Raw genomic sequence first — 26,847 nt, forward strand, 5'->3', positions numbered from 1 at the left:
AGCTAACATCATGCTTAAATTAGTTATAATTGCCTTACTAAATCTATTACCACACTTATGAGAAAATTAATATTAGCGGCTACCATTTTATCAGGTTTAAGCTTTAATGCATTAGCACAAACTGCTCCTACACCTGTTACTGTGCAAAAGGTTGTTACAGCCGAACAAGACTTTAACAAACTGGTTGAGCGCAAGGGTATTAAACAAGGTTTTTTGAGTGTGGCAGATGTTGAAGGCATAGTATTTAAACCTAATCCTGTTAAAATAACTGAGTTTTACAGCACTATAGATAAGCAACCCGGAAAATTGAGCTGGGAGCCTAAATTTGCGCGTATATCTGCCAATGGCGATCTTGGCTTTACTGCCGGCCCATATGTTTATCAAAACGGTAAAACCGAGGATGATAAGCTATATGGCGATTACGTATCCGTATGGCGTTTAGATGCCGATGGCAAATTTAAGCTGTTGATAGATTTAGGCATACAACACCCTGAGGCTGAACAAGCTGCTATTGTTGACTTTAAGGAGCCCGATCTTTCAAAGCAAAAGGCGGCAAGTAAAGATCCTTTTAACGGTAAAAACGTAATATTAGCTACTGACAAAACCCTCAATCACTCGTTAGAAATATCGGCCCTGGCGGCATATAAGGAGTTTTTGAGCCCCGAAGGCCGTTATTACTTCCCTGGCTTTCAGCCAATGACAGGGCCGGATAAGATATTGAAGTTTTTGGATAATGAGGGTATCAGTATCAGTGCCGAAACGTTAAACGCGGGCCGGTCTACCAGTAACGACCTGGCTTACAGTTATGGCCGTGCACGTATAAAAAAGGGCAATATTGTTAATAATTACAACTACGTTAGGATATGGGAAGTGGATGCTACACACAAGTGGAACATGCTGCTTGAAATATTTTCGACTGTAGAAAATTAAGCTACAGGCTTTGCGCACTTAGCTATAAATTTTTCCATTTCTTTGTTGGTTACAGCGGGATTTTTCCACTTTTTTCGCTATCGGGCACTTACTAATATAAAATTTATTTTGAATAAAACAAGTTTTACTTTTAGTCCGATAGAATTGGTGCGGACGGATGCGTCCGAAAAGGCGAAATAATTTTCAGGTGTTTGTTTGCTGCTAACCTTTAGAACAAGGTTTCAATAATATCATTTGCAGTAAGGCCTTCGGCCTCGGCGTGGTAGCTGCGCACAATGCGGTGGCTTAGTATGGGCTTAGCCACTGCCTGCACATCCTCAATATCCGGCGAGTACTTTCCGTTTAATACAGCGTGGCATTTGGCGCCCAGTATCAAAAACTGCGATGCACGCGGCCCGGCGCCCCAGTTTAATAGACGCTTTACCTGAGGTGTGGCAAACTCGCTGTTGGGGCGGGTTTTTGATACCAGCTTTACAGCGTATTCAAGCACATTATCGGTTACGGGTATATTGCGTACCAATTGCTGGAAATAAATGATCTGTGCGGCGTTTAATTGCTTATTAACGCTAACCTTATTGGTGCTGGTAGTGTTTTTAACCACTTGCAGCTCCTCGGCAAATGTTGGATAGTCTAAAGCTACGTTAAACATAAAACGGTCTAACTGGGCTTCGGGCAGGGGGTAGGTGCCTTCCTGCTCAATAGGGTTTTGTGTGGCCAGTACAAAAAACGGCTGTGAAAGCTTGTGGGTAACACCGGCCGCGGTAACGGCTTTTTCTTGCATAGCCTCTAAAAGGGCGGCCTGCGTTTTTGGCGGCGTACGGTTTATCTCGTCGGCCAAAATAATATTTGAAAAAACCGGGCCGGGGATGAATTTAAAGTTCCGGTCCTCGCCCAAAATCTCCGACCCTATAATGTCAGAAGGCATCAGGTCGGGGGTAAACTGGATGCGCTTAAAGTCGAGGTCTAAAACCTGCGATATGGTTTGCACCAGCAATGTTTTTGCCAGGCCGGGTACCCCTACCAACAGGCAATGCCCATTGCTAAAGATAGATATCAATACATACTTAATAACCTCGTCCTGGCCTATAATAACCTTGCCAATTTCTGTACGAATTTGCTGATAAGCATTTTTCAATGCATCGGCAGCCTCTACATCCGAGCGGTATTGCATATAAAATTATGGTTTTGCTTGTGCGGTAACCGGTGTGTTATCCCATCCTTGTACCGATGGACATACCTGGAACTCCGGATCAATTTTTATAAAAGTTTCTTTCCTGCGTTTATCAAACCAGGTAGCTATAGTGCGGTTGAGCTTTTCGGCGTTAGCATCTTCTTTCAACTTGGCAAAATCCTGATCAAGATTAGCCTTGTGCGCATCTGTAACAGATTTTAAGAACAATATCTTATAGCTTTTTTTACCTGTTTGCGCATCAGTGAAAAGCTGTGGTTTTGATATGGTTCCCACTTTCATGGTATCGGTTATCAGCGCTATTTGCGGGTCAAGCTTATCGGTAGGGATGTAGGTTGAACGGGTTTGCACATTCTCCGCATTTAACAGCATACCACCGTTAAACTTGGTGTCTTTATCATCCGAATAAAATGCCGCCGCGCTCGAAAAATCGAACTTCTTAATGGTCATCATAGCATTATAAACGCTATCGGCAGTTACTTTTGCCCTGTCTAAACTGGCTTGTGTAGTAGCCGGTATAATTAGTATATGGCGTACATGCACCTGCTCGCCGCGGCGCTCTATCACCTGTAAAAAGTGAAAGCCATATTCTGTTTCAAAAACCGGCGATATTTCGCCTGCTTTTAATTTAAACGCGTTAGCTGCAAATTCCTTTACGTAAGTTGTACGGTCGGCAAAACCCAGGTCGCCACCTTCAAGTGCCGATTGCGTATCTTGCGAATAAACCCTGGCCAGGGTAGCAAACTCTTCGCCCTTTTTTACCCTTGTGCGCAGGTCTTCGGCCTTTTGCTTGTAGTATTCTTTTTCTTCGCGGTTAAGCTTTGGCGAAAACACGATCTCGCCCACTTCTATCTCTTTATTGTATGACGGAAGGCTATCCTTGCTTATAGATTCGAAGTATTTTTTAACATCCTGCGGGGTGGTATTTACCTTTTCGGTAATTTTTGCCTGCATACGCTGGGCAATAAGGCTTTCTTTAATATCGGGGCGCAACTCATCTTTGTATTGGATAACCGAGCGGCCTAAAAACTGCTCCAGTCTTTCCTGCCCGCCTGCGCGTTGTATAAACGAGCGCATCCTTCGGTCAACTTCGCTATCCACATCTTCGTCTTTTACCTGCACGCTATCAATTACGGCTTGTTGAGCAAGTAATTTTTGTGTAAGCTGCCTTTGTAGTATCAGGCATTTTACGCTTGGGTTTGGCTGCTGGCCGCTTACCAGGTATTGCGCGTATTGTAATTCGATGTCTGATTGTAAAACTATACTGTTACCAACAACAGCTGCTATTTTATCAAGTGTGCGTGTTTGTGCCTTAGCTATGGTAAAAACTAAAAGGATATTTAAAATGGACAGTCCGATTTTTCTCATGAATATGTTGTACTAATACTACGGTTATCAAGCCGTTAAAAATGCAAATTTCGGTAAAATTTATTAATAATAATGTATAATTAAGCCGATGTACGAATATGCCTATAAAGCATCAATAGGATTAGGTACTTTTGGTTAAAAAATGTTAAATATTGTATATGAAGGTTGATAACCCCAATGCATACCGTTTTATATTAGAGGATGAGATTTACTTACTCGAAAAAGATAAAGTAAGCCGGCCCCAACCTGTACCGCAACCAGTTGCCCCAACCCCGGTAATTGAAATAAAAACGCCCGATGTAGTATTTAATTATATGGGTAAAAACAATAAAGCCTTTTTAATACTGGTAAACTACAGCGGAGAGCAATTTATACCTGCCGCGCATTTAACCGCGCTTGAAAACATACTTAAAGGCAAGCAATTGGGCCTTGATGATGTAGCTATATTTAACCTGAACAATTATGCCGATACGGGCATTGACCAGCTTACCCAATATTTTAAACCCGCTAAACTATTGGTATTGGGGCAAAACGCTATGCCAAACGGTATAAGCACCCTTACGCTAAACCAGCCCACACAAATAGGGGGTATTGCGGCGCTATATAGCTTTGGCTTTGATGACATGATGGATAATGTGGCCAATAAAAAGGCTTTTTGGGAACAGATGAAAAAACTTTAACATGAAGCAGTTAGTATTTGCTACCAATAACCAACACAAACTGCAAGAGGTACTGGCCAAAATAACCGGCGATATTAAACTGCTTAGCCTTGATAATATAAACTGCCATGATGATATTGCCGAAACCGGATTGACCTTTAACGAGAATGCATCCTTAAAAAGCCATTACATCTACCAAAAATATCAGCTTAATTGTTTTGGCGATGATAGCGGCCTGGAGATTGATGCGCTGAATAACGAGCCGGGTATTTATTCGGCAAGGTATGCGGGTAAGCATGGCAACCATGAGGCTAATATGGATAAAGTACTTGCGCAGTTAAATGGCGTTACTAACCGTAAGGCCCGTTTCCGTACGGTGATATCGTTAATATGGGACGGCGAGGAACATTTTTTTGATGGCGTAGTAAAGGGCACCATCCGTACCGAACGATGCGGAACAGCAGGGTTTGGCTATGACCCTATATTTGAGCCCGAGGGCTATAACATTACCTTTGCCGAAATGAGCCTGGAAGAGAAAAATAAGATAAGCCACCGCGGCAGGGCTGTAGAGCAGTTGATCGATTTTCTAAACACCCAATAGTATTTAGGGCTTAGTGGCTTTTACAGCCGCGCTATCTTGCTTTGTATTGGCGGGTGGCGCAGTGGTGTCCTGCTTAACTTTAATGGCAGGAGCGGCCTTATTTAGCGTAGTATCGCTGCCTGCTTTTATGGGCTGGCTGTTTATAAGCGAATCGGGCGTGGGGGATTTTGACACCTTGGGTACAAGGGCCTTACCGTTTGCAGGCTTTTTAGCCGCAGGTGCTGCCTTTGCAGGCGCCGGGTTATTTTTACGGTTATAGGATGGAATGATAGATTCTTTAGAAACTGGCCTTTCCTTTGGTTTCCACAAAAATCCTTTTAGTATTTTATCGTCCTCGGTATATTTATCTAATGGGCCATAACGTTGCTCGGGCTTTACGTATGATTTGATGGTGCTGGCCTTGTTGTCTTTAAAAGTGATGGCAATGCGTGTACTTAACGATCGCTGCATACCATCTACCTTTTTTAAGCTATCGCGAGAGAAGTAAATACTTTCGGCATTGCCGGCAATGTACATGCGGTCCAGCTTATCATCTTTAAAATAACCCTTCATTTTTTTGCCGCTCATTTGGTTAAAATGCGTCGAGTCGGCATTTTCGATATTGACAATAAAAGCCGAAGGGAAAATATTCATGTTGTTCAGCTTCTTGTTCTTCATTTGCAGGGTAATAGTATCGCCTGATATTTGCGAACCTTGGGCCCATATAATAGGCTGTATAAAACAATGCAGTGTAGAGTCGCTGTAACTGTAAAACATCGAATCGGCCTTGGCCTGCAGGTCCGATTTAAACAGCTTGGCATGGTGATATGCCTTTACTATCCTTATCCGCGCCGTATCGCTTAAAACAACAGGCGGCGTAAAAAATATTGGGTCTTTATCCTCTTCGCGCACGTCCGGTGCTTTTTTAACTGCCCCCGGTTTTGCATTAGCTACGGCAGACTCAACTTTAGGCGCACCAAAAAAATCGGGGTGATAGTAGTTGGTATCGGCAAGCACACGCGGGTGCTTTAAAACCAGCATTTTGGCGGCCTTTTTAGCTTCGGCTTTTTCGGCTGCGGTAAGTGGTTTTACTTTAATGGTAGTATCCCTAATACCGGCCAGCCGTTGTTTTTCCTGCATTATCTTCAGGTTTTTAAACGTCAATATCTGTGTTTCCAGCGTATCTGCCGAAATATATATCGAATCGCGTTTTACTTTTTCGGGCGCCTTTACAGCCAAAGTGGTATCAGCAGGTACGGGCTTCTCTTTTGGGTTTATGGGGATGGTGTTTGCAGGGGCTGTAATTTTGGCTACTGTAGTTTGCTTAACCGCTTTACTGTTATCCGCCTTTTTAGCGGTGGCTTTGGCTACAGGCACCGTATCTTTTTTAAGGGTGTCCTTTTCTTCGGTAACAATAATTACATAGGGGTCTTGCGTTACAATCGTTTTTTCGTCAGCTTTATAATAAGTAGCCAGGTCGCCCTTAAGTGTAATATTTTGTTCCCTGTCATGAAAAGTAACCCGTTTTACGGCACGGCCATAGCCATTTAGTTTATCGTAAAATAAACTATCGCCCTTTAAGGTTTTTGTGCCCTGCTTGTACAGGTTTTTTTTACCAAAAAATGCCTGCTCGGTTACGGTATTATACAGGCCGTTTTCGGTATACAAGGTGTCTTTTTTATCCTTGGTATCGTAAATATTGGTTGGCCCGTAAAAATAGGCTATACGTGTACCGCTATTGTAGCGCAGGGTATCGGTTTTAATTAACGCATCGGGGGTAACAAGCACCACATTGTATCTAAAGTAGGCATCGCGCGAAAAGGCGAAGTAATAGCCATTTTTGCTGGTTAGGGTATTGTCTTTATTTACCAGCTTACCACCGCCGGTGTAAGTGCCTATGCGTGTAGCTGTGTTATAGGTAAGGTAATTGGTGGTTAAGGTTGCATCCTTATCAATCATCCTTACATTATCGGTAAGTATAGCAACTTTAGTGTTGCCATTGTAATTAAGCTTATCCGAATAAATGTTTAGCGTATCGCCCTGTGTTATGTTTACATGGCCAAAAGCATCAAAGGCATTGTTTTGGGCATACAGATAAGCACTATCCGACCGCATGATCGAATAATCTTGCTGAAATACACCTTTGTAAACTTTTATTACGTCCTTTCCATTAATTTTGATGGCTTCGCTGCTTTGCGACTGAATAAGGTTTACTACAGATTTTTTTTGCCCAAAAGCAGCAACGGTAATCGTTAGTAAAAAAAGACTTAAGACGTATTTTATCACAATGGCAAAATTAGTTTTTTGCAGGGGTTTTAAATTAATAATTTTGATGTATGCTTCCTGTTAAAAGTTTCACTGATTTTGTTGAGCAAAATAACCTTTTTACACCTGCCGATAAAATACTGGCAGCTGTAAGCGGGGGCATGGATTCCGTCCTGATGGCGCATTTACTAAAAGCCGCAGGCTATGAATTTGGCATTGCCCATTGTAACTTTATGCTGCGGGGCGATGAAGCCTTAGCCGACCAGGAGTTTACCCGTAAACTGGCGCTGCAGTTAGGCGTAAGCTTCCATACCATTGATTTTGATACCAGCCAATATGCTGCCGATAATAAAATATCCATTCAAATGGCGGCACGCTACTTGCGTTATCAATGGTTCGGTCAAATCAGTCAGCATTTAGGATACCAGGTTATTTCCCTTGCTCATCATCAGAACGATACGATCGAAACAATATTGTTAAACCTTACACGCGGTACAGGCATAGCCGGCCTGCATGGTATTTTGCCAAAAAATGGCAACCTGGTTAGGCCACTGATGTTTTTAACCCGCGATGAGATAAAGGCGATTATTGAACAGGAAAATTTGGCCTTTGTGGAGGATGCGTCCAACTCGTCGACCAAATATGCCCGTAATAAAATTCGGCACCAGGTTATACCTGTACTAAAAGAATTAAACCCATCGCTTGAAAGCACTATTGAAAGCAACCTGCAGCATTTTAGGGAGTTGGAGCAATTGCTGAACGACAGGGTAGCCGTTTTAAAGGATGACATGCTGGTACCACACAAAAAAGATGTGCATATATCCATAGCCGCTATAGCGCAATTATCGCCAAAGCGGTTGTTACTGTCGGAGTTATTGCAACCGTATGGTTTTATAGCCACCGTGGTTGATGACCTTATATCAGCCTTACAAAAGCACCCGGGCCGGGTATTTGAAAGCCCCGCGTTTACTTTGATTGTTGACAGAACCGAACTGATTATTACCCCGAAGACTAATGATAAGGAAGACAGTGTGGTAATTGAGGCAAATGCCCATAGTATAGATTACAAGCACTACAAGTTAACCTTACTGCATGATGATAGCGCGCTGGTGATAAAAGATAACCCAATGGCGGTATCAGTTAATACAGATAAGCTTATTTACCCATTAACGCTGCGCAACTGGCAGCAAGGCGACCAGTTTTATCCGCTTGGGATGAAAACACGCCAAAAGCTGAGCGATTTTTTTACCCATCAAAAGGTGCCGCTGCACAAAAAGAGTGATGTACCTATTTTGGTAAATGGTAATAACGATATTATTTGGATAGGCGGCTACCGGCCCGATGAAAGGTACAAAGTGGACAGTAAAACTAAAAAAGTTACTATATTCGAATTATATAATTATGAGCGATAAACCGGTTTTTATAGAAAAGCAATACCTGGGCAGGGAGTTTATACCTATCACCATTCGTTTGGTTTTAGCTATGTTTTGCTTTGCTGCCTACTTTTTTACCGATGAGCGCGAGCGTAACGGCGACCTGCTGGCCGTAGTTGGTTTTGCCATTATCACGGTATCTATTATACTGGGGTTTTTCCTTCATTTTCGTACGCAGGTAAAAAATAAAAGCATCATACTGGATGGGCTGTGGACCACCCGCCTGGTTAAGATAGATCTTAACAGCATTGTTAAGGTAGAAAAAGGGTCGTACAGCCGATATTTGTTTAACAACCCGGTATATAACCTGCATACCAAAGGTACCATCCGTTTTTTTACGGCAGGTAACGATGCCATTCATTTAACTGATAGAGACGGGTTGGTATACATCATTGGATCGCAGCATGCCAACGAGTTTTTACGGGCGATCAAAGAAGAAATGAAACAAGCGTAAAGCTTATTACAAAAACTTAGTGTGTTTGATAGCTGGCCAGATCGGTATACAGGTTACGGAACGAACTGCGTATACCAAAGGTGATCACGCTGGTTTTCTGATGAAACTGGATGTTCTTTTCGTCGCGGTAGATGCCGCCAAGCTCAAGCCGAAGGTTATACTTGGGGTTTAACAAATATGCCACCTTGCCTTGCAAATAAACCATGCTGGTGCTTAAACCCTGGCCTATATGGTTATCGTTTTGGGTTACCGGCTCGCGGTACGACAAGAAGATATCCTTACCATAATTCAGGTCGTTTACATCTAAACCATATTTACCATAATCCAACTCACCCGAAAGATCAAAGCGTTTATACGAGTAGCTTAGCAGGCCCGCTGCTTCCCTAAAGTTGGCGCCCCAGGGGTGTGCCAAAGGTTCGCTATTAGCCGAGTAGTTTAATATTGAGGCGCGCTCCGAGTACATGTACGGGCGGGCGTTATTGGTTTCGGCAAGGTAGTTAAGGCCTTTTACGCCGAACAGGTTGGCACCCCTAAAACCAATTTGGTAAGCAAATTTATTATTTACATAACCGGGGGTCGAGAAAAATTTACTTGCGGTAAATTCATCTAATGCAAACTGCCCGTAGGCTGTTACGCCATCGGTGATTTTATACTTGGTGTTTAGGCCAATAAGCGCGTTATCCGGCGAACCGTTTGCTGCCTCAACGGGTCTTAAAAATATAACCGGGTTAATGTAGCTAAAATCAAAGCCATGGGTGTGGCCTGCATTATCGGTATTAGCCCATATGATCGAGTCGAAGAAACCAATAGACAGGCGGTTGTTCACGCTCCAGTCCAGGTAATGAAAGACACCCCATTTACGGCGATTGATTAGCAGATCGCTGGTTAGGGCAGGGTCGGCAAAGTTGGCCCACATGGCCATGTATCTTACATTACCCAATGTTGCTGTCAACTTAAAAAATGGGTACGGCGAGGCATAATCGCTTAACAGTAACGAACGGTAGCCATCCCCAATAAAGGTTTTATCGCGGCCGGCAGTAATGTTCAAATACTTTACAGGCGTGTACGACGCTATAGCCGTTACATAGCGCCAATCGAAATCGTTTTTATTATTGTTAAATACACCAGCGTAGGCCTGCCCCGGCACAATACCAACCTGCCTTATGTAGGTGGCCAAATAATTAGGCACCGAGCCACGGTTTAAGTAGCCGCTTACATTGTAGTAAAACTTGCTGCCGGCGGTGCCGCCTAATTGCAGACCTATGGAGTTAAGGTAAGTGGTTTTCTTTGTTGAAAAGTCGCGGCCTATGTTAAAGTCAGGTAGCAGGTCGGCATAAAAAGTTGAAGTTGGCTTTTTTATATCGATCAAATGCTCGTTAAAAAGCTTACGATATATCAACCCGTTGTTGCTGCTATTACTGCCATAATTCATCAACGAATCGTAATGAAAATGCAACAGCGAATCGTCGGCAAAAAATGGCTTTAACGAACTATGAAAGCGGGTTTTTGTTGAATAAACATCAGCATCCAATTTTTGGTAAAACTGGTACGAATAAGGTTGATACACAACTTGCGCACGAGCCGCTATTGCAGTAACCAGTAATATTAAAATGCTGGTGAAAAGTTTCTTCATATATATGCCTATATGAATAATTAACAGTAATTATTCAAAATAGTTAGGGGTGGTATATCCACCTTTTTTTAAGTGCTCATCTTTCTTGGCCAGGTGCAAGTCTGATTGTACCATATCTGTAACCAGCATTTGCAGGTCGTATTTTGGTTCCCAACCCAATTTTTTCTTAGCTTTTGATGGGTCGCCTATTAACAGGTCAACCTCGGTAGGCCTAAAATATTTAGGATCTACCTTAACTACCGTTTGCCCAAATTTTAACGAGTCGGTATTTAGGCCTAATTGATCGGCTTTTTGCTGGTCAATGTCAATTATCACGCCCTTTTCATTCTCGTCCTTGCCACTAAACTCAACCTCGATACCTAATTCGGCAAAGGCCATTTTAATAAATTCCCTTACGGTGGTAGTTACGCCTGTAGCAATTACATAATCTTCGGGTACATCCTGCTGAAGCATTAGCCACATAGCAACAATATAATCTTTAGCGTGGCCCCAGTCGCGCTGTGCCGATAGGTTACCTATGTATATGCAATCCTGTAAGCCCAAGCCAATTTTAGCTACAGCACGGGTTATTTTACGGGTAACAAAAGTTTCGCCACGTATAGGGCTCTCGTGGTTAAATAATATACCATTGCAGGCATACATGCCGTATGCTTCGCGATAATTAACTATTATCCAATAGCCATATAACTTAGCTACTGCATAAGGCGAACGCGGGTAAAAAGGTGTTTCTTCACTTTGCGGTACTGCCTGTACCAAGCCGTATAACTCTGATGTTGATGCCTGGTAAATACGGGTTTTGTGGGCAAGGCCTAATAAACGTACTGCTTCTAACACACGCAATACACCTATACCGTCGGCATTGGCGGTATATTCGGGTGTATCAAAGCTAACTTTAACGTGGCTTTGCGCGCCTAAATTATATATCTCATCAGGCTGAATTTCCTGAATAAGACGAATAAGATTTGTTGAATCTGAAAGATCGCCGTAATGCAGCTTGAACTTAACACCGGTTTCATGCGGATCATGATAAAGATGGTCTATCCTATCGGTATTAAAAGAGGACGACCGGCGTTTAACGCCATGTACCTCGTAACCCTTTTTTAGTAAAAACTCAGCTAAATATGCGCCATCCTGGCCGGTAATTCCTGTTATTAAAGCTACTTTCATTAATAAATATCAGTGTTTTATAAGCTACAATATTACCAATATTTATTGTAAAAGCTTATATGGGTAATATACAAGTAGGGTTAATATTAAATGCCGGCAACGGTATCTTCCAGCTCGCGGTACCATTCTTCGCCATATTTACGAATAAGCGGACCTTTTAAAAATTCATGCACACGCACTTTAAGTTCGTCGCCAAAAGTACATGCCGGGCTGCAAATGCTCCAGCGGTCGTAGTTTAAAACATCAAATTCCGGGTAAGGGGTAATACGTATGGGGTATAAATGGCACGATATAGGTTTTTGCCAGCTTATGGCGCCTTGCTCGTAAGCTTTTTCAATAGCACATTTAGTAATGCCATTTTCCCATATTACATAAGCACACTCTTTATTCACGTCTACACAGGGTGTGGTGTAATCGCCTTCAAAATCGGTAACATAAGTGCCTACCTCTTCAATAGTGGCTATGCCTTTGGCCGTCATATAGGGTTTTACCTTGGGATATATCTCGTCTAATATTTCCAGCTCATCATAATTTAACGGTGCGCCCGAGTCGCCCTCTAAACAGCAGGCGCCTTTGCATTTGTTTAAATTACATACAAAGTTTTCTTTTACCACATCTTCATGCAGCAACACATTCCCTACTTCGATCATATTTTACTTTTTAACAGGGTTTAGCGGATATTTTAGCCCGCTTGCCTGCGATAGGTCCATTACCAGGCTGCCCACAATCAATTCTACATGTGCCTTTACCGGTATGCGGTTCTTATCGTCAGTTATCCACAAATATAGCATACTGTTTTTTCTGAATATGCGCCCGGGGATAATTGTTGGATTAAATTTTAAACAGTTAAACGTGCCAAGGCTACATTTTACCTGCTCTTTACCTAAATAGGTAATAGTCAGCGAGTGTATGCCATCCTCTAAAAAGTAACGCATATCCAGCTTTTGGCCTATTTTTAACTGCGATACATCAATATTACGGGCAAAATAATAAGCCGACAAGAAATCAAAAACATTCCCTTTAAACGGGAATTTACCTTTGTCAGCCGTTATTACATTGTTCTCGTGGTCAAAGGTAACTTTGTCGCTATGGCGGTACTTAGCTTCCTGGCGGTTCTCCGAATAGTAATAGGGCAGCAGCGTTTGCGGATTGATAAATGTTTCGTACTGGTTGCGCACCTTAAATAAAAAATTAAAGGTGCCGGCAGTTTTAGCATCGGCTGCTATGTGCAATGCAGGTTTGTCTTCAAACCTTTTCGGGGTATTTTCTACCTTAATTACCGCCTCAGCAGCGGTAAATATGCCGTATCGTAACTTATAGGTTATTTGCTCGCCCGCCTGAAAAGCAACTTTGTTTGTTTTGGTAACCTCCTGGCTAAATGCTTTGGCAAAGCCTGTAAGCATTATAAGGGCTATATAATATTTCTTCATTTATGATGTATAGACGCAAGAACCGTACAACGGTTTAATCTTTACGTTTATAGATAGGTACTGTAGAGCATGGTTCGCCAAACATCAGGCTTTTTGCAACGGGTGTAAGCTTCTTTGTTAACTCTACATAAGCCGATACCGGAACGGGTATATCACCGCAGCCTTTTAACACTACTCGCTGGTCGCGGTATTGCTCTACATCAAGCCTGGCTATTTCTTTTACAAACAAAACGGTTTCTAATACATCAGCATCGCCAAAAACAACCTGGCTGGCATAGGGTGCCAAACGGTTGGCCAGCAGCATGTAGGCCCATGCAGGCACTATAGCATCGGCGGTACAGGTTACGGCAACATTTTTGCCCTGGTACTGGCTCCAGTCGTGTTCTTTTACAAACTCCCTAAAATCCTTTTCACGCAGCATCAGGCCATGAAACAAATTATCTTTTATATCATAAACCACGCGCTCGCCTTGCGGGTAAAATTGGGCAGGGTCTAAAGTAACCAACCCGCTTTGCGCAACCTTATTGATAATGTTTTCTTGTATTTCCATTGCTTACAGAATAAAAAAATCCGGCAACAGCTATAACGCCATTGCCGGATGCAAAATTACTTTAAATTTATCTTATAAGAACTTAGCGCGGTTATCTTTTACATTCGCCTTATCTTTCAGCGCATCAAGCACCTCGTTTTGCGAACGTTGCAGTATAGCCTGGCCCATTTGTTGTTTCTCTCTAACAGCATTGGTTAATTGTGCAGGGTTTGTAAAGCCTTCTAATACGGTTACAAACACACCGTTTTGGCCCTCGATAGGTTTTGACAGTTTATTTGGCTGCGAACCAAACACTGTACCCACTACCTTATACTCGGCTGCTGCACCCGGAATTACAGGGTTAGCAAACACTATATTTTGCAAAGGCACTACAGTTGAACCGGCTTTTTGAGCAACCTGGTCAATTGAAGAAGCACCGTTTAGCGCCGATTGTAATCTTGCGCTAAGTTGTTTTGCCTTAACACGAATTTTAACCATTGGCTCTAATTGTTTTTTAATAACATCTAAAGGTAATATGCCCTCAGGTTTTATTTGCGTTAAGTGGGCTACCACATACTGGTCGCCTGCGGCAAATACCTGGTCAGAGAAATCACCTTTTTCTGCCTTAAACGCCCATTTAACTATATCGCGTGCATTATCAAGGCCCGGCAGGCTTGCTGCTGTGCCATTTACATCATCAGCAGTTTTAACAGGTAAACCTGCGCTTTTAGCTTTTGCATCAAAGTTATCGGCAGATAACGAGCCTAAGAAACTTTGTGCCTTGCTGTATATAGCCGATTGTGTTTTGCTGCTTGGCGCTAATGGTTTATCAACCACGGCTACCTTAACTACTTTTGATGAACCTTTTTGATCTTCAATTTCTATTAAGTGTACACCGTATTGGGTTGTAATTACTTTAACATCGCCTTTTTTACCGTTAAATACGGCATCTTCAAACGCAGGGATCATAGCGCCACGACCAAATGTTGGCAACTCGCCACCTTTTTGGGCCGATCCATCAATTGAAAACTTGCGGGCAAGGTCGGCAAATGATGCGCCGCCTTGTATTAGTTTTTTAAGCGAGTCTGCTTTTGCAACAGCTTTATCAACACCGCCTTCGGTAGCAGGGTTAATTAAAATATGCCTTGCTCTAACAGAATCAGGGCCTACTCTTGCATCAATAAGCTTAGCTATTTTGTAGCTGCCACCTGCAAGGTAAGGGCCATAAACAAAACCTTTATCGGCACCAAACATTACCGAATCCAGCTTTGGATCAAGCTGGCCTTTATGCTGATAAACCAACGGTGCTTTTGTTTCAGAGTTTATCTGTACAAATAACGAATCGTTAGGTGTGGCTTTAAAATCAGCCAATAGTTTATCTACCTGTGCCTTTACACTTAAAGAGTCTTCTTTTGATGGTGCGGCGTTAAAGCTGATGTATTCAAAGCTTCTTAATTCCTGGGTGTTTTTAAACTCGGGCTTATGATCGTTGTAGTATTCGCTGTAATCGTCATCAGTAAGCTTAATTTTGCTATCAGGTATTGATGCATAATCAAGCGTGGTATATTTAAAGCTGGCTAATTTATTTTTAGCAAGGTAATCGTCCTGGGCATCAAGCGAGTTTACATACAAACCATTGCTTACCAAGGCCATGTATTTTTGTTGCTTTTTAGCTTCGATAAGTTGCTTTACAAAATCAGTCCAAGCAGCTAATTGTGCAGGGTCTGCCTTTGGTGTTTGCAGGTACTGTAAAAACTGGTTAAGCTTATTTTTATCAAACTGTCCGGTTTGCTGGTCAACAAACTGGCGTTGTATCTGCGGGTCGGGGTTGTTACCGCTTATCATAGCCTGGCTTTCTGCCTCGCCTACCACAATGCCTACTCTGTCTACCTCTTTATTTAACAACAATTGCGTTAATAAAGTATTCCAGGTGGTTTCCTGCAGATAATTGTTTATCTGTGGGGTTAAGCTTTGCCCCGATTGTTGTTTAAACTGCTGTGTGCTTTGCTCTAAACGCTGGCTAAAATCGCGGTAGGCTATTGCCTGGCCGTTAACTTCGCCTATATCGTTTACGTTTCCTTTAAAAAAAGAGCTTCCCGACTTTATTACCTCACCGGCAATAAAGGCAACAAGCGCCAATCCAATAACTCCTGCGAGAATTTTTCCCATTCGCTCCCGCAAATAACTCATGATACCCATACAACTATATATATTTTATATTTCTCAAAAAGAGGCGCAAGATACAATTTTTACTAAAATTCTATAACACAAAAATTTGCGTAATATTTTTAGCCCTATTGTGTCAAATCTCCGTTAACATGAATGACCGCTGTGGCATTTTGAAATATAGGATGCTGTAGCTTGTCATCGCTAACTACGCTGGTGCCCGTAACTACGTCGCCGCCAACTTTTGTCATCACTACTTTTTTGTTGGAGTATACTTGCTTTTTAAACTGGTTCCATATCAACTCATCAGATTTTAGTACAGATCCTTCTGGATTAGTAGCTACAACATTGTGATGAAACTCTATCAGGGTATCGCGGCGGATGCCGGTATCGGCAATTATGGTACCTGCTATTTGCATCTTCTCGTTATAAAAAACAACTTTTACACCCTTTGGCATAAGCGAGTATGCGGGTGTAGTTTTATAATCGAGCATTAAAGGGGTAGTAATATGAAACTTTACCTTAGCCGAATCGCTAAAAATAACGTCGAGCCCTGTAGTGCGGTCAACCGGTTTGGTAGCATCGGCAGCGGCAATCGCCTTAACCTTATTAAGGTCGTTTTCGCAGGCGGTTAAGAGGAATATGCCTGCGCAAGCTGCCGGTATATAAAGTTTTAAATAGCTAAACCGACCCAACATCGCACAAATGGTTAATCAAACTTGTATTTTAAGAACCACCTGTCGTTTATAGTGAACGCCAGGCGTATGTTAACATAATTTTCTTTAACCAGGCCGTTAGCTATGGTACCGCGCTTGCCAATTTCGGCGCCTACGTTAATTTTATAGAAGCTGGTATTGTTTGGGCGCAATGGTAAGCCCAAGCCAAAGGTAGCCGCGTATTTTTTAATATTGGTGCTGTTAATGTTGATGTAGCTTTGGTCGTAAATAAAGCCTAAGCGGTAATCAACCGAAGCCCAGTAGTTTGATAGGGAGTTGATATTAGGGGTAAATTGGCCACCCACATTTAAGGTTTTACTATCCTGCAAACCCTGTTTTACACCGGCTATACTTAAGTACGACCATTGGCCCATTGAATAATCGGCACCTATTAAAAATTTGCCATCGTATTGGTAAGATATACCAAAACGATTGATCTGAGGAAGCTGAACCTTGCCAGAGGCGTTTTGCACGTTTAGAATACTATCGGTGGGTATTTGTTCGGCACCATTCGAATCTTTAAAATAGCTGCTTACAATATAGGTGTTTTGAGTATTTAGCTTTGTATTTGCCGATGCCGAATAACCAAATGTTAAATGCTTACGGTTCGAAAAATCAACCGAGTACTGTATACCGTAATCGTAGTTAAAACCGCGTATGGCGTTATTTTCTTCGATACGGGAGTTTAAAAAGCCGGAAAGATCGGGCATTTCGGTAGACTGTGTTTGCTTTAAGTTACCAAATATATAAGATGCATTGGCCCCGATTAATAGGTGCTTACCAATGCCAAAACCGTAGCCCAGGTAAAATTTTGTTAAACCGCCATCGCCTGCGTAAATGTAATTTACCGCGCTTGTATCTGATGGCAGGCCGGTGCCGTAGCCCGAACTTAAGGTTTGTTTGTAGCTGTAGCCTAACTCGCTGTAAGGCATTAAACCAAAGCTAAGCGCCGATTTTTTTGTAACCGGTATAGCAATAGCAATGTGACTAAGCCTAAAGTTTGAATTGCTTTGGCTGGTTTGGCCCGCTTTGTTTAATGTGCTAAAATTGCTCGCTAAACCAACATCAAAAACGGTTAGGTTTATCATACCATATGATGCCGGGTTAATTGGGTTAATGGTATTGAAACTATTTATACGGTTGGTAGCAACGCCAATACCACCCATGCTTAGGTTTTGTGGTAAAAGCATTGGGTTAATATCGCCTAAGCCATAGCGCGAGTATGGAGAACTGGTGGTTGCGGTAGATTGCGCCTTTGCACCAATGGTAGCTGCAGTAAGTAAAAAAAGTACTATGAACCTAAAATATCTAATCATTATGCTGTTGTATAGCTGCGTTTAATCCTTTAAGAACCAGGTAAGGCTCAATTTTAATATAGGGGGCAAAGATGCTATTTTTCAATAGAGTATCAAAAAAAATACTATCGCCCCCGCTTAGTATAATATTGTACTCCTGTTGGTTTTTTATATAATTTGTTATGAACCCTTGCAGCTCATATTTTATCCCGTTTTGCACACCCGACCGTATGGCCGTGGTGGTATCGTTACCGTAGCCGGCTTCAAAATTTTCATCGGCTGCTATTAAAGGCAAGGCCGCTGTGAAATGATTAACCGCTTTATAACGCATATTTAACCCCGGTGATATACTGCCGCCAAAATAATTTGCGCCGGCATCTACAAAATCGTAGGTGATGCAGGTACCCCCGCTTATCACTACATTGTTTTTACCGGGATATAAATGATTTGCGCCTATTATTGCCGCCAGGCGATCAGTACCAAGCGTTAGGGGTGTTTTATAATGATTATTTATTCCTGCTGTAATACTGCTGTTAAAGTGTATTACTTTAAATTTTTGCAGCAGTGTCGTTTGCCAGGCTTGTTGTTCTGTTTTTACTGATGATATAATTACCCTGTTGATGGTGTAAGCGTTTAAAAAACCATTTACATCGTTAGTATCCGGCTGCTGGTATTGCTCCACTTTTAGCAGATCATCATTCTCAAAAACGGCGATCTTGGTTAAGGTGTTGCCAATATCAATAACCAGGTTTGTCATCAGGCTTTAGCCAGCGATAATATCGATTCGAATATGGCTAAACCATCTTCATTGCCTACCAGGCTTTCTGATGCGCGCTCCGGATGGGGCATAAAGCCAAATACGTTGCGTTCGGCATTGCAAACGCCTGCAATATTTTCTGCCGAACCGTTAGGGTTGCTTTCGTCGGTAATGTTACCTGCCTCATCGCAATAGCGGAACAATATCTGGTCGTTATCATTTAATTGCTTCAACACGTCGGCATCGGCAAAATAATTACCCTCGCCATGGGCAACAGGTATTTTTAACGCGCGCTCAGGGTCTATTTGTTGGGTAACCAGCGAATTTGAGGTTTGCGGTTTTAAGTAAATGTTGCGGCAAATAAACTTGCGGTTTTTATTGTGCAATAAAGCGCCAGGTAATAGGCCTGCTTCGGTTAATATTTGAAAACCATTGCAAATACCTAATACTTTACCCCCCTTTGCTGCAAACTGAATTACCTCTTGCATAATGGGCGAGAAGCGGGCAATAGCGCCCGAGCGCAAATAATCGCCAAAAGAAAAGCCGCCCGGCAAAACAATAAACTCTGCACCCTGCAAATCATGGTCTTTATGCCATAACCTAACTACTTGCTGCCCCATTACTTTTTCAAGTACGTGGATGATATCTTCATCGCAATTGGAGCCCGGAAATATTACTACGCCAAATTTCATGCTACAAAACTAACATAACCGCTGAAATTTGAACGAATGTAAAAGTTAAAAAGTGTTAAACTGGAAGTATATTATGCTGATAAGCAGTAATAAATACAAACTTTCGTAAAACCATTTTACGTTGGCGTTTACAAAGTAGTACGAAAAAAACACCGCTGCAGGCACAGCGCATAGTAAAAAATGGTTTAAGCTAAAGTCGGTTTTTACATAAAAGGATAAGCCGCCAACCAAAAATATCAAGAACAATAGCTGGAACGATTTGCGTACCTGCACATAGCTTTTAAAGTAATTTTGCTGCAGCTTAACAAAGTACAGTACCAAAATTGCTATTACCGGTATAAGCACCAGGTAGTTTAAATAATTGATATTGATACGGTTTGGAAACTTGGTGCCCAATGGTGCCCATATATGGTAAAATGCGCTTAAGCGGTTATTGAGGTAATAAAACACCGCGAAGAAAAAGAATAAGGTAAAATAGCCTAACACACCAGATACCCACTCGCGCCAGTTAAAGGGTTTAAATATGACCAATGCCAGCCATATGCCTAAAAATAAGTAAACAAAAGGCAGGTATATCAACGAGCCTATGGCCACTATTATACCCAGATCATAAGCGGTTGATTTGGCATCGTCGCTTTTGTAAAAGCTGAATAATTTAAACAGCATCCATATCACTAAAAAGTTGCATATCAATGGCGCGCTCAATACCATAAAAGGCGGAAACAGCGCCGATAGCGTTACATACATTAAAGCTGGTAAAAATGTAGGCTTACCCAACAGGTTGTAGTGGTTTACCAAAGTGTTTAATAGCAGCGCCTGTACAATAACCAACGCGCCAGCTATTAACACATTAAGTATGGGCGAAAAGGCATACTCGTATGATACAGGTACCAATAACCGCGCAAAAGGCTCAACAAAAATAAACTCAAGTTTATCTGGCACCTGCACAATATAACCCACACGCGTAACTATCATTAAAATGACCAGCCATAAAACGTTAAGCGGATTGTAAACCTTAAAAATATTGATCATGCGCGATGGCTTGTGCGGCAAAATTAAAAGAAAAAGCGTTTACCGCGTAATTGTTATTTGCGGGCGTATTGCTTTACCATATTATCCACTATCTGCGCGGTTTCGTCGGGGAAATTTACGTTAATGCGGGTATCGTCGGCCAGCCATTTGTTTATACGGCTTACAAAATCGTGGTTAATGGTTTCAATAACCGTTACGCCCAGCTTGGATGCCGATAGGGCATTGCATTGCTGTTCGTACTGGCCGCGCATGGGTATCATCACCAGTTTTTTGCCTAAAAATAAAGCCTCGGCAGGGCCCTCAAAGCCGCCGCCGGTAAGCATGCCTTCGCAACTGGCCAGGCTATTGTTAAAGCCATCGTTATTAATGGGGAACACATGCACATTGCCTTCGGTGTAGGCGGTTTTCGTGCGTTTAGAGAAGATGTGCCATTCGGCATCGGTTTTACTTAGGTTTTTTACCAGTGTTTTATCGTTATAAGCAGGCAGGTAAACCGTGTAATGCCCTTTATTGGATGTTTCCATCTTGCGGATATCGCTGCGGATAACCGGGGTATGTATAAAATCGTCGTATCGCTCAAAGTGGAAACCTATACGGTGCGTAGTGGGCGAATAGTATTTAAAGAGCCACTCGGCGTAGTTCCATTTATTTGGGCGCGGGGTATTAGGCGATGCAAAAGAGCATTGGTGACTCAGCGATACCGACTCGGCCTTTTGCAGGCGGCAGGCCCAGGCGCTTACCGGCTCAAAATCGTTAATAATGAGGTCGTATTGGTTTAGGGGGATGCTGTGCATATCCTTCCACAGCTGGCGCAGGTTCATTATTTTAAAGGTGGCCCAATTGTCAACCCCGCCGTTTTTACCAAACACAAAGCTAAACCCATGGAATTTATACTTAAGCGGCTGCGACAGGCTTACCTCGGCTTCCGTGCCACTTACCAGCAGGTCAACCTCGCCATATTGTTGTAACAGGGGCACAATTTCGCGGGCACGACTGATGTGGCCGTTCCCTGTACCCTGTATACCAAACAATATTTTCATAGATGCGATGTGACAGGCAAATATAATGGGATAGTGTAAAGATTAATGCGCTTCCTGTTTAAATCTTTCTAACAGGTTTTTTACGTCCAGTTTGGCGTCAAGGTCCTCGGCATCGGTAATGTCGTCCTCATTGTCGTCCTGTTTAAAGTCGTCAGGTTGGTAGGTAAAAATAGTCCACTGCTTGTTGTTGTATTCTAACGCGGTAAGGCTTTCTACCCAATCGCCCGAGTTAAGGTACAATACCGACCCACTATTGTCTGTAGCCTGCACTTCGCGTATTTCGGCGTGGTGTATATGCCCGCATATTACATAGCTGTATTGCTTTTCTACCGCCAAATCGGCAGCGGTTTGCTCAAACTGATTGATGAATTTTACCGCATCCTTAAACTTAGCCTTCACCTTTTGGGAAAAACTCATTTTTGGCCTGCCCATTTTGGTAAGCATCCAGTTGGTTAAGCTATTTATCAATATTAAGGTATCGTACCCAACGGCACCTAATTTGGCCAGCCATTTGGAGTGCTGCATGGTAACGTCAAAAACATCACCATGAAATATCCAGGCCTTTTTGCCATCAATATTTAAAACTATTTTATTAAGGAGTTGAAACGTACCCAAGTCAAAATCGGTAAACTTGCGCAGCATCTCGTCGTGGTTACCGGTAAGGTAATAAACGGGTACACCCTCGGTAACAAATTTTAGTATGCGGCGCACTACCTTCATGTGCGATTCGGGCCAGTACGATTTGCTGAACTGCCATATATCAATGATATCCCCGTTAAGGATAAGCATTTTTGGCTTAATGGATTTTAAGTATTTTAAAAGCTCTTTAGCGTGGCAGCCGTATGTGCCTAAGTGCACATCTGATATAATTACGATATCTACTTCGCGCTTTGCCATTAAAGTTTGGGGGTTAGTAGGTAAGCCGGTAAGTTGTACCGGTAAATAAAAGCGGCGGGGCTTTGCAATCTGTTATTCGTCGTCCTCGTCTTCATTAACTTTTAGTTCGTAGGGGCTCAGATAGAAGGCACCCAAAAGTGCCAGCAGGCCAACTACAAACAAGTAAGTAAATTCAAAATTCATATCGTCTCTCGTTTTACAAATATCAGATAATTAAATTATTATACTGTTAAGACTGTGTTAAATATAAAAGGTTACTTAACCTACGAAATTATTTTTAATACGGTTTAGTTGGTTTAAATGATGCTGCAAATGCACGCGTATAAATTTAAACCATTGTTGGGCGTTTAGCATACCAAGGCGCGGGTGCTGCCAACGCGCGTTTGACTTGGCATCGGGTATCAGTGCGGCGGTATCATCAACCCGTTTGCGCAGTTTTATGATCAGGTTTTTAGCTTCTTCCTTGTCAATTTTTTTGGGTGCCAGCTTAGCGGCTATTGCCTCGGGCACTCTTGTCTTAAACTGTGGGAACAGGCCGGTTAGTATTACATAGTGGCCCCAAAATGTCATTCCTTTTTTGGTTGGTGGGCAATTGTTATGGGTGCAGCGCTCTAAAGCAATGCTGGCCCCCAGGCTGGCCTTCATAATATGGTCATATACCTCGGCATAGCTCCAGCCGCCCATAGGCGGGGTAGCGGCAAATTCATCGTCGGTAACAGTATCAAGCCAGTTACGATAGCTGTCTATTGCTGCATCAATGTCCCGGCGCTCTTTGGCAATATTCATAATATTAAAGTTACAAAATAAACCGCTTGTTATTATTAATGAGGTATGCTCCGTAGGAGCAAAAGGTTGGTAGAAGTATTACAAACAAAAATGATTGCTCCGTAGGTGCAATACTTCGACAGCTACAGCAATGCACTAAAGATGTATTTATCATTATATTCAATGCCGAATTTTTCAAGGAGGGTTTTATATTCCTCAGTAAAAGTCATTTTCTTGTGGTGCTCGTCCTGATTAGCGATATATTTAACCACAATATCAATGTGAGACCGCGAATATGAAAAGGCACCATACCCTTCTTGCCACCTGAATTTAACTGGCGTATAATTCTCTTTATTTATCCATTCAGATGATTCGCTTTTCACTATTCTCATTAAGTCTGATAAGGATTGGTCTGGCCGAAATCCAAAGAATAAGTGTAAATGATCGGGCATGCTGTTAATGGCGATCATCCTATGTCCGTTGTTTCTAATAATGCCCGTAATGTATTGGTGTAGGCGCTCTTTAAAATCAGGAAGTATAGAAGCCTGCCGAAATTTTACGGCTATCACACATTGGATATGAATTTGGGTATAAGTATTTGCCATGCTTAAAGTGTGCCGTACCTACGGCACGGAAATTTAAATATCTGTTTTTTCACCAACCTTTAACCCCTACGGGGTCGCTTTTAACATTTTATAATCCGGTAGATTACCGATGAAGTGCTCTGAAGGAGTGTTAAGCTGGTGGAAAATGAATAAAAAACAAATGCTTCGTAGGTGCAATACTCAACCAACGTCATTCACAACTACACTTATAATAATGTCATTAACTCTTTTAAATGAGTTATCTGCACCGGCACATCGGCGGGTTTCTCCAAACCAAACGGATTAAAATAAATGGCATCCATGCTTACGCCCATAGCGCCACGTATATCGGCCTCAATGCTGTCCCCTATCATCACGCTTTCGGCAATGGTGGTGCCGGCCAGCTCAACAGCATGGTTAAATATTGCTGGGTCGGGTTTGTTGGCACCCACCACTTCGGATATAATAACGTTTTGGAAATAGCCACCCAGATTACAGCCATCTATTTTAAGCTGCGACGAATCTTTAAACCCGTTTGATATTAAATGCATGGTATACTTGCTTTGCAGGTAGGTCAGCGTTTCGTGCGCATGGGGGAATAGGTTAGTTTTAGTTGGGCAAAGATTTACGTAAGCGTCCTCAAAGTCGGCAGGGATAGCATCGGGATGCAGGCCCAGCTCTGTAAAGGTTTTTTTAAAGCGGGCATCGCGTAGCTCGTCTTTGGTGATTTGCCCGGTATGGTATTGTGCCCATAAGCTGTGGTTATTGCGCGTATACGTTTCAATAAACAAGTCGGCAGAGTGCAGGCCTACCTCCTTTAATTTGTAAACACCATAAAGCTCGTGCAGGGTTTCCTCGGCGTTTTTATCAAAATCCCAAATGGTGTGGTCAAGGTCGAAGAAAATATGTTTATAGATTTTAGATGTAGGATTTACAATTGTAGATTGAGCCATAAAGCAAATTTATCATATTAAAAATTAAAGTCCATCTCCCTGCTGACATAGGGCTGTCATTTACCTGCGCTAAATTGCAATAAACATTACATCAGCTATGAGGTTATCAGTTTAGTGCCGCGGATTATACGACTAATATCCTTAGCAAATACTGACAGCCTAATCACAAATCTCTGCCCGCTAATCACTATTTTTGTAACAATGGATTTTAAAATAACTTCTCAATACGTACCCACCGGCGACCAGCCCGAGGCCATTCGCCAACTGGTTGAGGGGGTGAACAACGGCGACCCATTCCAAACCCTGTTGGGGGTTACCGGGTCGGGCAAAACTTTTACCATTGCCAACGTTATTGAGCAAACACAAAAGCCTACACTGATATTGAGCCACAATAAAACACTGGCCGCACAGCTATACGGCGAGTTTAAGCAATTCTTCCCCGAGAATGCGGTAAACTACTTTGTATCTTATTACGATTATTACCAGCCCGAGGCATTTATCCCCTCGTCAAATACTTATATCGAAAAAGACCTGCAGATAAACGAAGAGATAGAAAAACTGCGTTTGCGTACCACATCGGCACTGATGAGCGGCCGCAGGGATGTGATAGTAGTGTCGTCTATATCCTGTATTTATGGTATGGGTAACCCCGAGGATTTTGCCAATTCGGTATTCAAATTCGCGGTGGGTACACGCATCAGCCGGAATGCTTTTTTACATCGTTTGGTGGAGATACTATACGCCCGCACTACCGCCGATTTTAAACGCGGAACGTTTAGGGTAAAGGGCGATACGGTAGATATCTTCCCTGCCTATATGGATCATGCCTACCGTATATCGTTTTTTGGTGATGATATTGAAGAACTAAGCACATTTGATATCACCACGGGGAAAACTTTAGAGAAAATGACCCACATGGTGGTTTATCCGGCCAACCTTTACGTAGCCCCCCGCGAACGCTTTCAGCAATCTATATGGGCCATACAGGAAGAGTTAGAAACCCGCAAAAAACAATTTATAGACGACCAGCGCTTTTTAGAAGCCAAACGACTGGAAGAAAGGGTTAACTACGACCTGGAGATGATACGCGAACTGGGCTACTGCTCGGGTATCGAAAATTACTCGCGCTTTTTTGACGGCCGTGCGCCGGGTGCAAGGCCATTCTGTTTGCTTGATTATTTCCCGGATGATTACCTGATGGTGATTGACGAGAGCCATGTTACCGTACCGCAAATAAGGGCTATGTATGGAGGCGACAGATCGCGGAAGATATCATTGGTCGATTATGGCTTCCGTTTGCCTGCCGCGATGGATAACCGCCCGCTAAACTTCCAGGAGTTTGAACGGCTGGCCCCGCAAACCATTTATGTAAGCGCAACCCCAGCCGATTTTGAATTAGAAAAATCGGGCGGTGTAGTGGTTGAGCAGGTGATACGCCCTACCGGATTGCTTGACCCGGTAATTGATGTTCGCCCGGTGATAAACCAGGTGGATGACCTGCTGGACGAGGTGGATAAAACCATCAAAATGGGCGACCGCGTACTGGTAACCACCCTAACCAAACGCATGGCCGAAGAGCTGGCTAAATATATGGACCGCCTCGGCATTAAGTGCCGCTACATCCACTCGGAAGTAAAGACGCTGCAACGGGTGGAGATATTACGTGGCTTGCGCCTGGGCGAATTCGATGTGTTAATAGGTATTAACTTACTGCGCGAAGGACTTGATTTGCCCGAGGTATCATTAGTAGCCATATTAGATGCGGATAAAGAAGGTTTTTTACGTTCGGAACGTTCGTTGATACAAACCATTGGTCGTGCCGCACGTAACGACAGAGGCAGGGTAATTATGTATGCAGATAAGATAACCGACTCGATGCAGATAACGATGGACGAAACTAACCGCCGTCGCGAATTGCAAATAAGATATAATACCGAGCATGGCATAGTGCCGCGCACCGTGGGCAAAACCAAAGAGGAAATTATGGAGCAAACATCTGTGGTCGACTTTAAAGGTGGCGTGCAGCAGGCTTACGTAGAAACCGATACCATGACCCTGGCTGCCGACCCAATTGTGCAGTACATGACCAAGGCCGACCTGAAAAAATCTATAGATAATACCAAAAAGGACATGATGGCCGCTGCCAAAAATATGGACTTCCTGCTGGCTGCCAAACTGCGCGATGAAATGTTTGCGCTTGAAAAAATGATGGAAGAAAAGTTTTAGATGTGCGGATGTATATCTCTCCATCATGTCATTTCGAACGACGAAGGAGGAGAAATCCTGTTCATTATGCAAAGTAGCCAACCTGTA

At 42.7% G+C, this 26,847-nt stretch carries 25 protein-coding genes; 6 read left to right on the forward strand and 19 right to left on the reverse strand.

What is annotated here, in order from left to right:
• The first annotated feature begins 57 nt into the window (after nt 1-57).
• The gene (locus FFF34_015165) at nt 58-930 is read left to right on the forward strand and encodes a nuclear transport factor 2 family protein (GenBank protein TSD63904.1); all 873 of its coding nucleotides are present in this window, start codon (nt 58-60) and stop codon (nt 928-930) included.
• Between the two features lie 208 nt (nt 931-1,138).
• Here the strand turns inward: FFF34_015165 and FFF34_015170 are convergent, their stop codons facing one another.
• Both FFF34_015170 and FFF34_015175 read right to left on the reverse strand, forming a co-directional pair.
• The gene (locus FFF34_015170) at nt 1,139-2,101 is read right to left on the reverse strand and encodes a MoxR family ATPase (GenBank protein ID TSD63905.1); all 963 of its coding nucleotides are present in this window, start codon (nt 2,099-2,101) and stop codon (nt 1,139-1,141) included.
• Nucleotides 2,102-2,107: 6 nt separating this feature from the next.
• Entirely contained in the window at nt 2,108-3,487 is a 1,380-nt protein-coding gene (locus FFF34_015175; protein TSD63906.1) for a peptidylprolyl isomerase, read from the reverse strand.
• A 158-nt stretch (nt 3,488-3,645) separates the two neighbouring features.
• On the opposite strand from FFF34_015175, the gene FFF34_015180 reads away from it, so the two are divergent.
• Complete coding sequence (locus FFF34_015180) at nt 3,646-4,167, forward strand: hypothetical protein (protein TSD63907.1); 522 nt, start codon at nt 3,646-3,648, stop codon at nt 4,165-4,167.
• A 1-nt stretch (nt 4,168) separates the two neighbouring features.
• A complete protein-coding gene (locus FFF34_015185; protein ID TSD63908.1) occupies nt 4,169-4,747 on the forward strand; it encodes a non-canonical purine NTP diphosphatase in 579 nt (192 codons plus the stop codon).
• A gap of 3 nt (nt 4,748-4,750) precedes the next feature.
• Here the strand turns inward: FFF34_015185 and FFF34_015190 are convergent, their stop codons facing one another.
• A complete protein-coding gene (locus tag FFF34_015190; GenBank protein ID TSD63909.1) occupies nt 4,751-7,060 on the reverse strand; it encodes a hypothetical protein in 2,310 nt (769 codons plus the stop codon).
• A gap of 2 nt (nt 7,061-7,062) precedes the next feature.
• On the opposite strand from FFF34_015190, the gene tilS reads away from it, so the two are divergent.
• Both tilS and FFF34_015200 read left to right on the forward strand, forming a co-directional pair.
• Nucleotides 7,063-8,403, forward strand: a complete 1,341-nt coding sequence (gene tilS, locus FFF34_015195) for a tRNA lysidine(34) synthetase TilS (protein ID TSD63910.1) — start codon at nt 7,063-7,065, stop codon at nt 8,401-8,403.
• Complete coding sequence (locus FFF34_015200) at nt 8,393-8,878, forward strand: hypothetical protein (protein TSD63911.1); 486 nt, start codon at nt 8,393-8,395, stop codon at nt 8,876-8,878. The genes tilS and FFF34_015200 overlap by 11 nt, the downstream gene beginning before the upstream one ends.
• A 16-nt stretch (nt 8,879-8,894) precedes the next feature.
• Here the strand turns inward: FFF34_015200 and FFF34_015205 are convergent, their stop codons facing one another.
• The 16 genes from FFF34_015205 to FFF34_015280 all read right to left on the reverse strand — a co-directional run bounded on the left by FFF34_015205 (nt 8,895) and on the right by FFF34_015280 (nt 24,534).
• Nucleotides 8,895-10,511, reverse strand: coding sequence for a gliding motility protein RemB (locus tag FFF34_015205; protein TSD63912.1), 1,617 nt, complete (start codon nt 10,509-10,511; stop codon nt 8,895-8,897).
• Between the two features lie 30 nt (nt 10,512-10,541).
• Nucleotides 10,542-11,678: a GDP-mannose 4,6-dehydratase gene (gmd, locus tag FFF34_015210; GenBank protein ID TSD63913.1), complete on the reverse strand. Its 1,137-nt coding sequence runs from the start codon at nt 11,676-11,678 to the stop codon at nt 10,542-10,544.
• 86 nt (nt 11,679-11,764) lie between these two features.
• On the reverse strand, nt 11,765-12,328 hold the full coding sequence (locus FFF34_015215; GenBank protein TSD63914.1) for a DUF3109 family protein: 564 nt from the start codon (nt 12,326-12,328) through the stop codon (nt 11,765-11,767).
• Between the two features lie 3 nt (nt 12,329-12,331).
• On the reverse strand, nt 12,332-13,108 hold the full coding sequence (locus FFF34_015220; protein TSD63915.1) for a DUF3108 domain-containing protein: 777 nt from the start codon (nt 13,106-13,108) through the stop codon (nt 12,332-12,334).
• Between the two features lie 34 nt (nt 13,109-13,142).
• A complete protein-coding gene (locus FFF34_015225; GenBank protein TSD63916.1) occupies nt 13,143-13,658 on the reverse strand; it encodes a DUF2480 family protein in 516 nt (171 codons plus the stop codon).
• Nucleotides 13,659-13,730: 72 nt separating this feature from the next.
• Nucleotides 13,731-15,836 (reverse strand): peptidylprolyl isomerase, encoded by a 2,106-nt coding sequence (locus FFF34_015230; GenBank protein TSD63917.1) that lies wholly within the window; start codon nt 15,834-15,836, stop codon nt 13,731-13,733.
• A gap of 95 nt (nt 15,837-15,931) precedes the next feature.
• Complete coding sequence (locus tag FFF34_015235; protein TSD63918.1) at nt 15,932-16,501, reverse strand: hypothetical protein; 570 nt, start codon at nt 16,499-16,501, stop codon at nt 15,932-15,934.
• Between the two features lie 11 nt (nt 16,502-16,512).
• Nucleotides 16,513-17,835, reverse strand: coding sequence for a hypothetical protein (locus FFF34_015240; protein ID TSD63919.1), 1,323 nt, complete (start codon nt 17,833-17,835; stop codon nt 16,513-16,515).
• Nucleotides 17,828-18,571 carry a type III pantothenate kinase gene (locus FFF34_015245; protein TSD63920.1) on the reverse strand — a complete coding sequence of 248 codons (744 nt, stop codon included), beginning with the start codon at nt 18,569-18,571 and terminating at the stop codon, nt 17,828-17,830. Before FFF34_015245 ends, FFF34_015240 begins: the two co-directional genes overlap by 8 nt.
• The gene (purQ, locus tag FFF34_015250; GenBank protein TSD63921.1) at nt 18,571-19,263 is read right to left on the reverse strand and encodes a phosphoribosylformylglycinamidine synthase subunit PurQ; all 693 of its coding nucleotides are present in this window, start codon (nt 19,261-19,263) and stop codon (nt 18,571-18,573) included. Before purQ ends, FFF34_015245 begins: the two co-directional genes overlap by 1 nt.
• A gap of 45 nt (nt 19,264-19,308) precedes the next feature.
• Entirely contained in the window at nt 19,309-20,295 is a 987-nt protein-coding gene (locus tag FFF34_015255; GenBank protein ID TSD63922.1) for a beta-carotene 15,15'-monooxygenase, read from the reverse strand.
• Nucleotides 20,296-20,348: 53 nt separating this feature from the next.
• On the reverse strand, nt 20,349-21,335 hold the full coding sequence (locus FFF34_015260) for a glycosyl transferase (protein ID TSD63923.1): 987 nt from the start codon (nt 21,333-21,335) through the stop codon (nt 20,349-20,351).
• 42 nt (nt 21,336-21,377) lie between these two features.
• Nucleotides 21,378-22,232 (reverse strand): UDP-2,3-diacylglucosamine diphosphatase, encoded by an 855-nt coding sequence (locus tag FFF34_015265; protein TSD63924.1) that lies wholly within the window; start codon nt 22,230-22,232, stop codon nt 21,378-21,380.
• Nucleotides 22,233-22,490: 258 nt separating this feature from the next.
• On the reverse strand, nt 22,491-23,018 hold the full coding sequence (locus FFF34_015270) for a DinB family protein (GenBank protein ID TSD63925.1): 528 nt from the start codon (nt 23,016-23,018) through the stop codon (nt 22,491-22,493).
• Nucleotides 23,019-23,140: 122 nt separating this feature from the next.
• A complete protein-coding gene (gene tnpA, locus FFF34_015275; protein ID TSD63926.1) occupies nt 23,141-23,602 on the reverse strand; it encodes an IS200/IS605 family transposase in 462 nt (153 codons plus the stop codon).
• A gap of 206 nt (nt 23,603-23,808) precedes the next feature.
• Nucleotides 23,809-24,534 carry a noncanonical pyrimidine nucleotidase, YjjG family gene (locus FFF34_015280; protein TSD63927.1) on the reverse strand — a complete coding sequence of 242 codons (726 nt, stop codon included), beginning with the start codon at nt 24,532-24,534 and terminating at the stop codon, nt 23,809-23,811.
• Between the two features lie 201 nt (nt 24,535-24,735).
• Here FFF34_015280 and uvrB point away from each other — a divergent pair, with 201 nt between their 5' ends.
• Complete coding sequence (gene uvrB / locus FFF34_015285) at nt 24,736-26,760, forward strand: excinuclease ABC subunit UvrB (GenBank protein TSD63928.1); 2,025 nt, start codon at nt 24,736-24,738, stop codon at nt 26,758-26,760.
• Nucleotides 26,761-26,847: the final 87 nt, after the last annotated feature.

The sequence above is a fragment of the Inquilinus sp. KBS0705 genome, from assembly GCA_005938025.2.
Lineage (GTDB): Bacteria > Bacteroidota > Bacteroidia > Sphingobacteriales > Sphingobacteriaceae > Mucilaginibacter.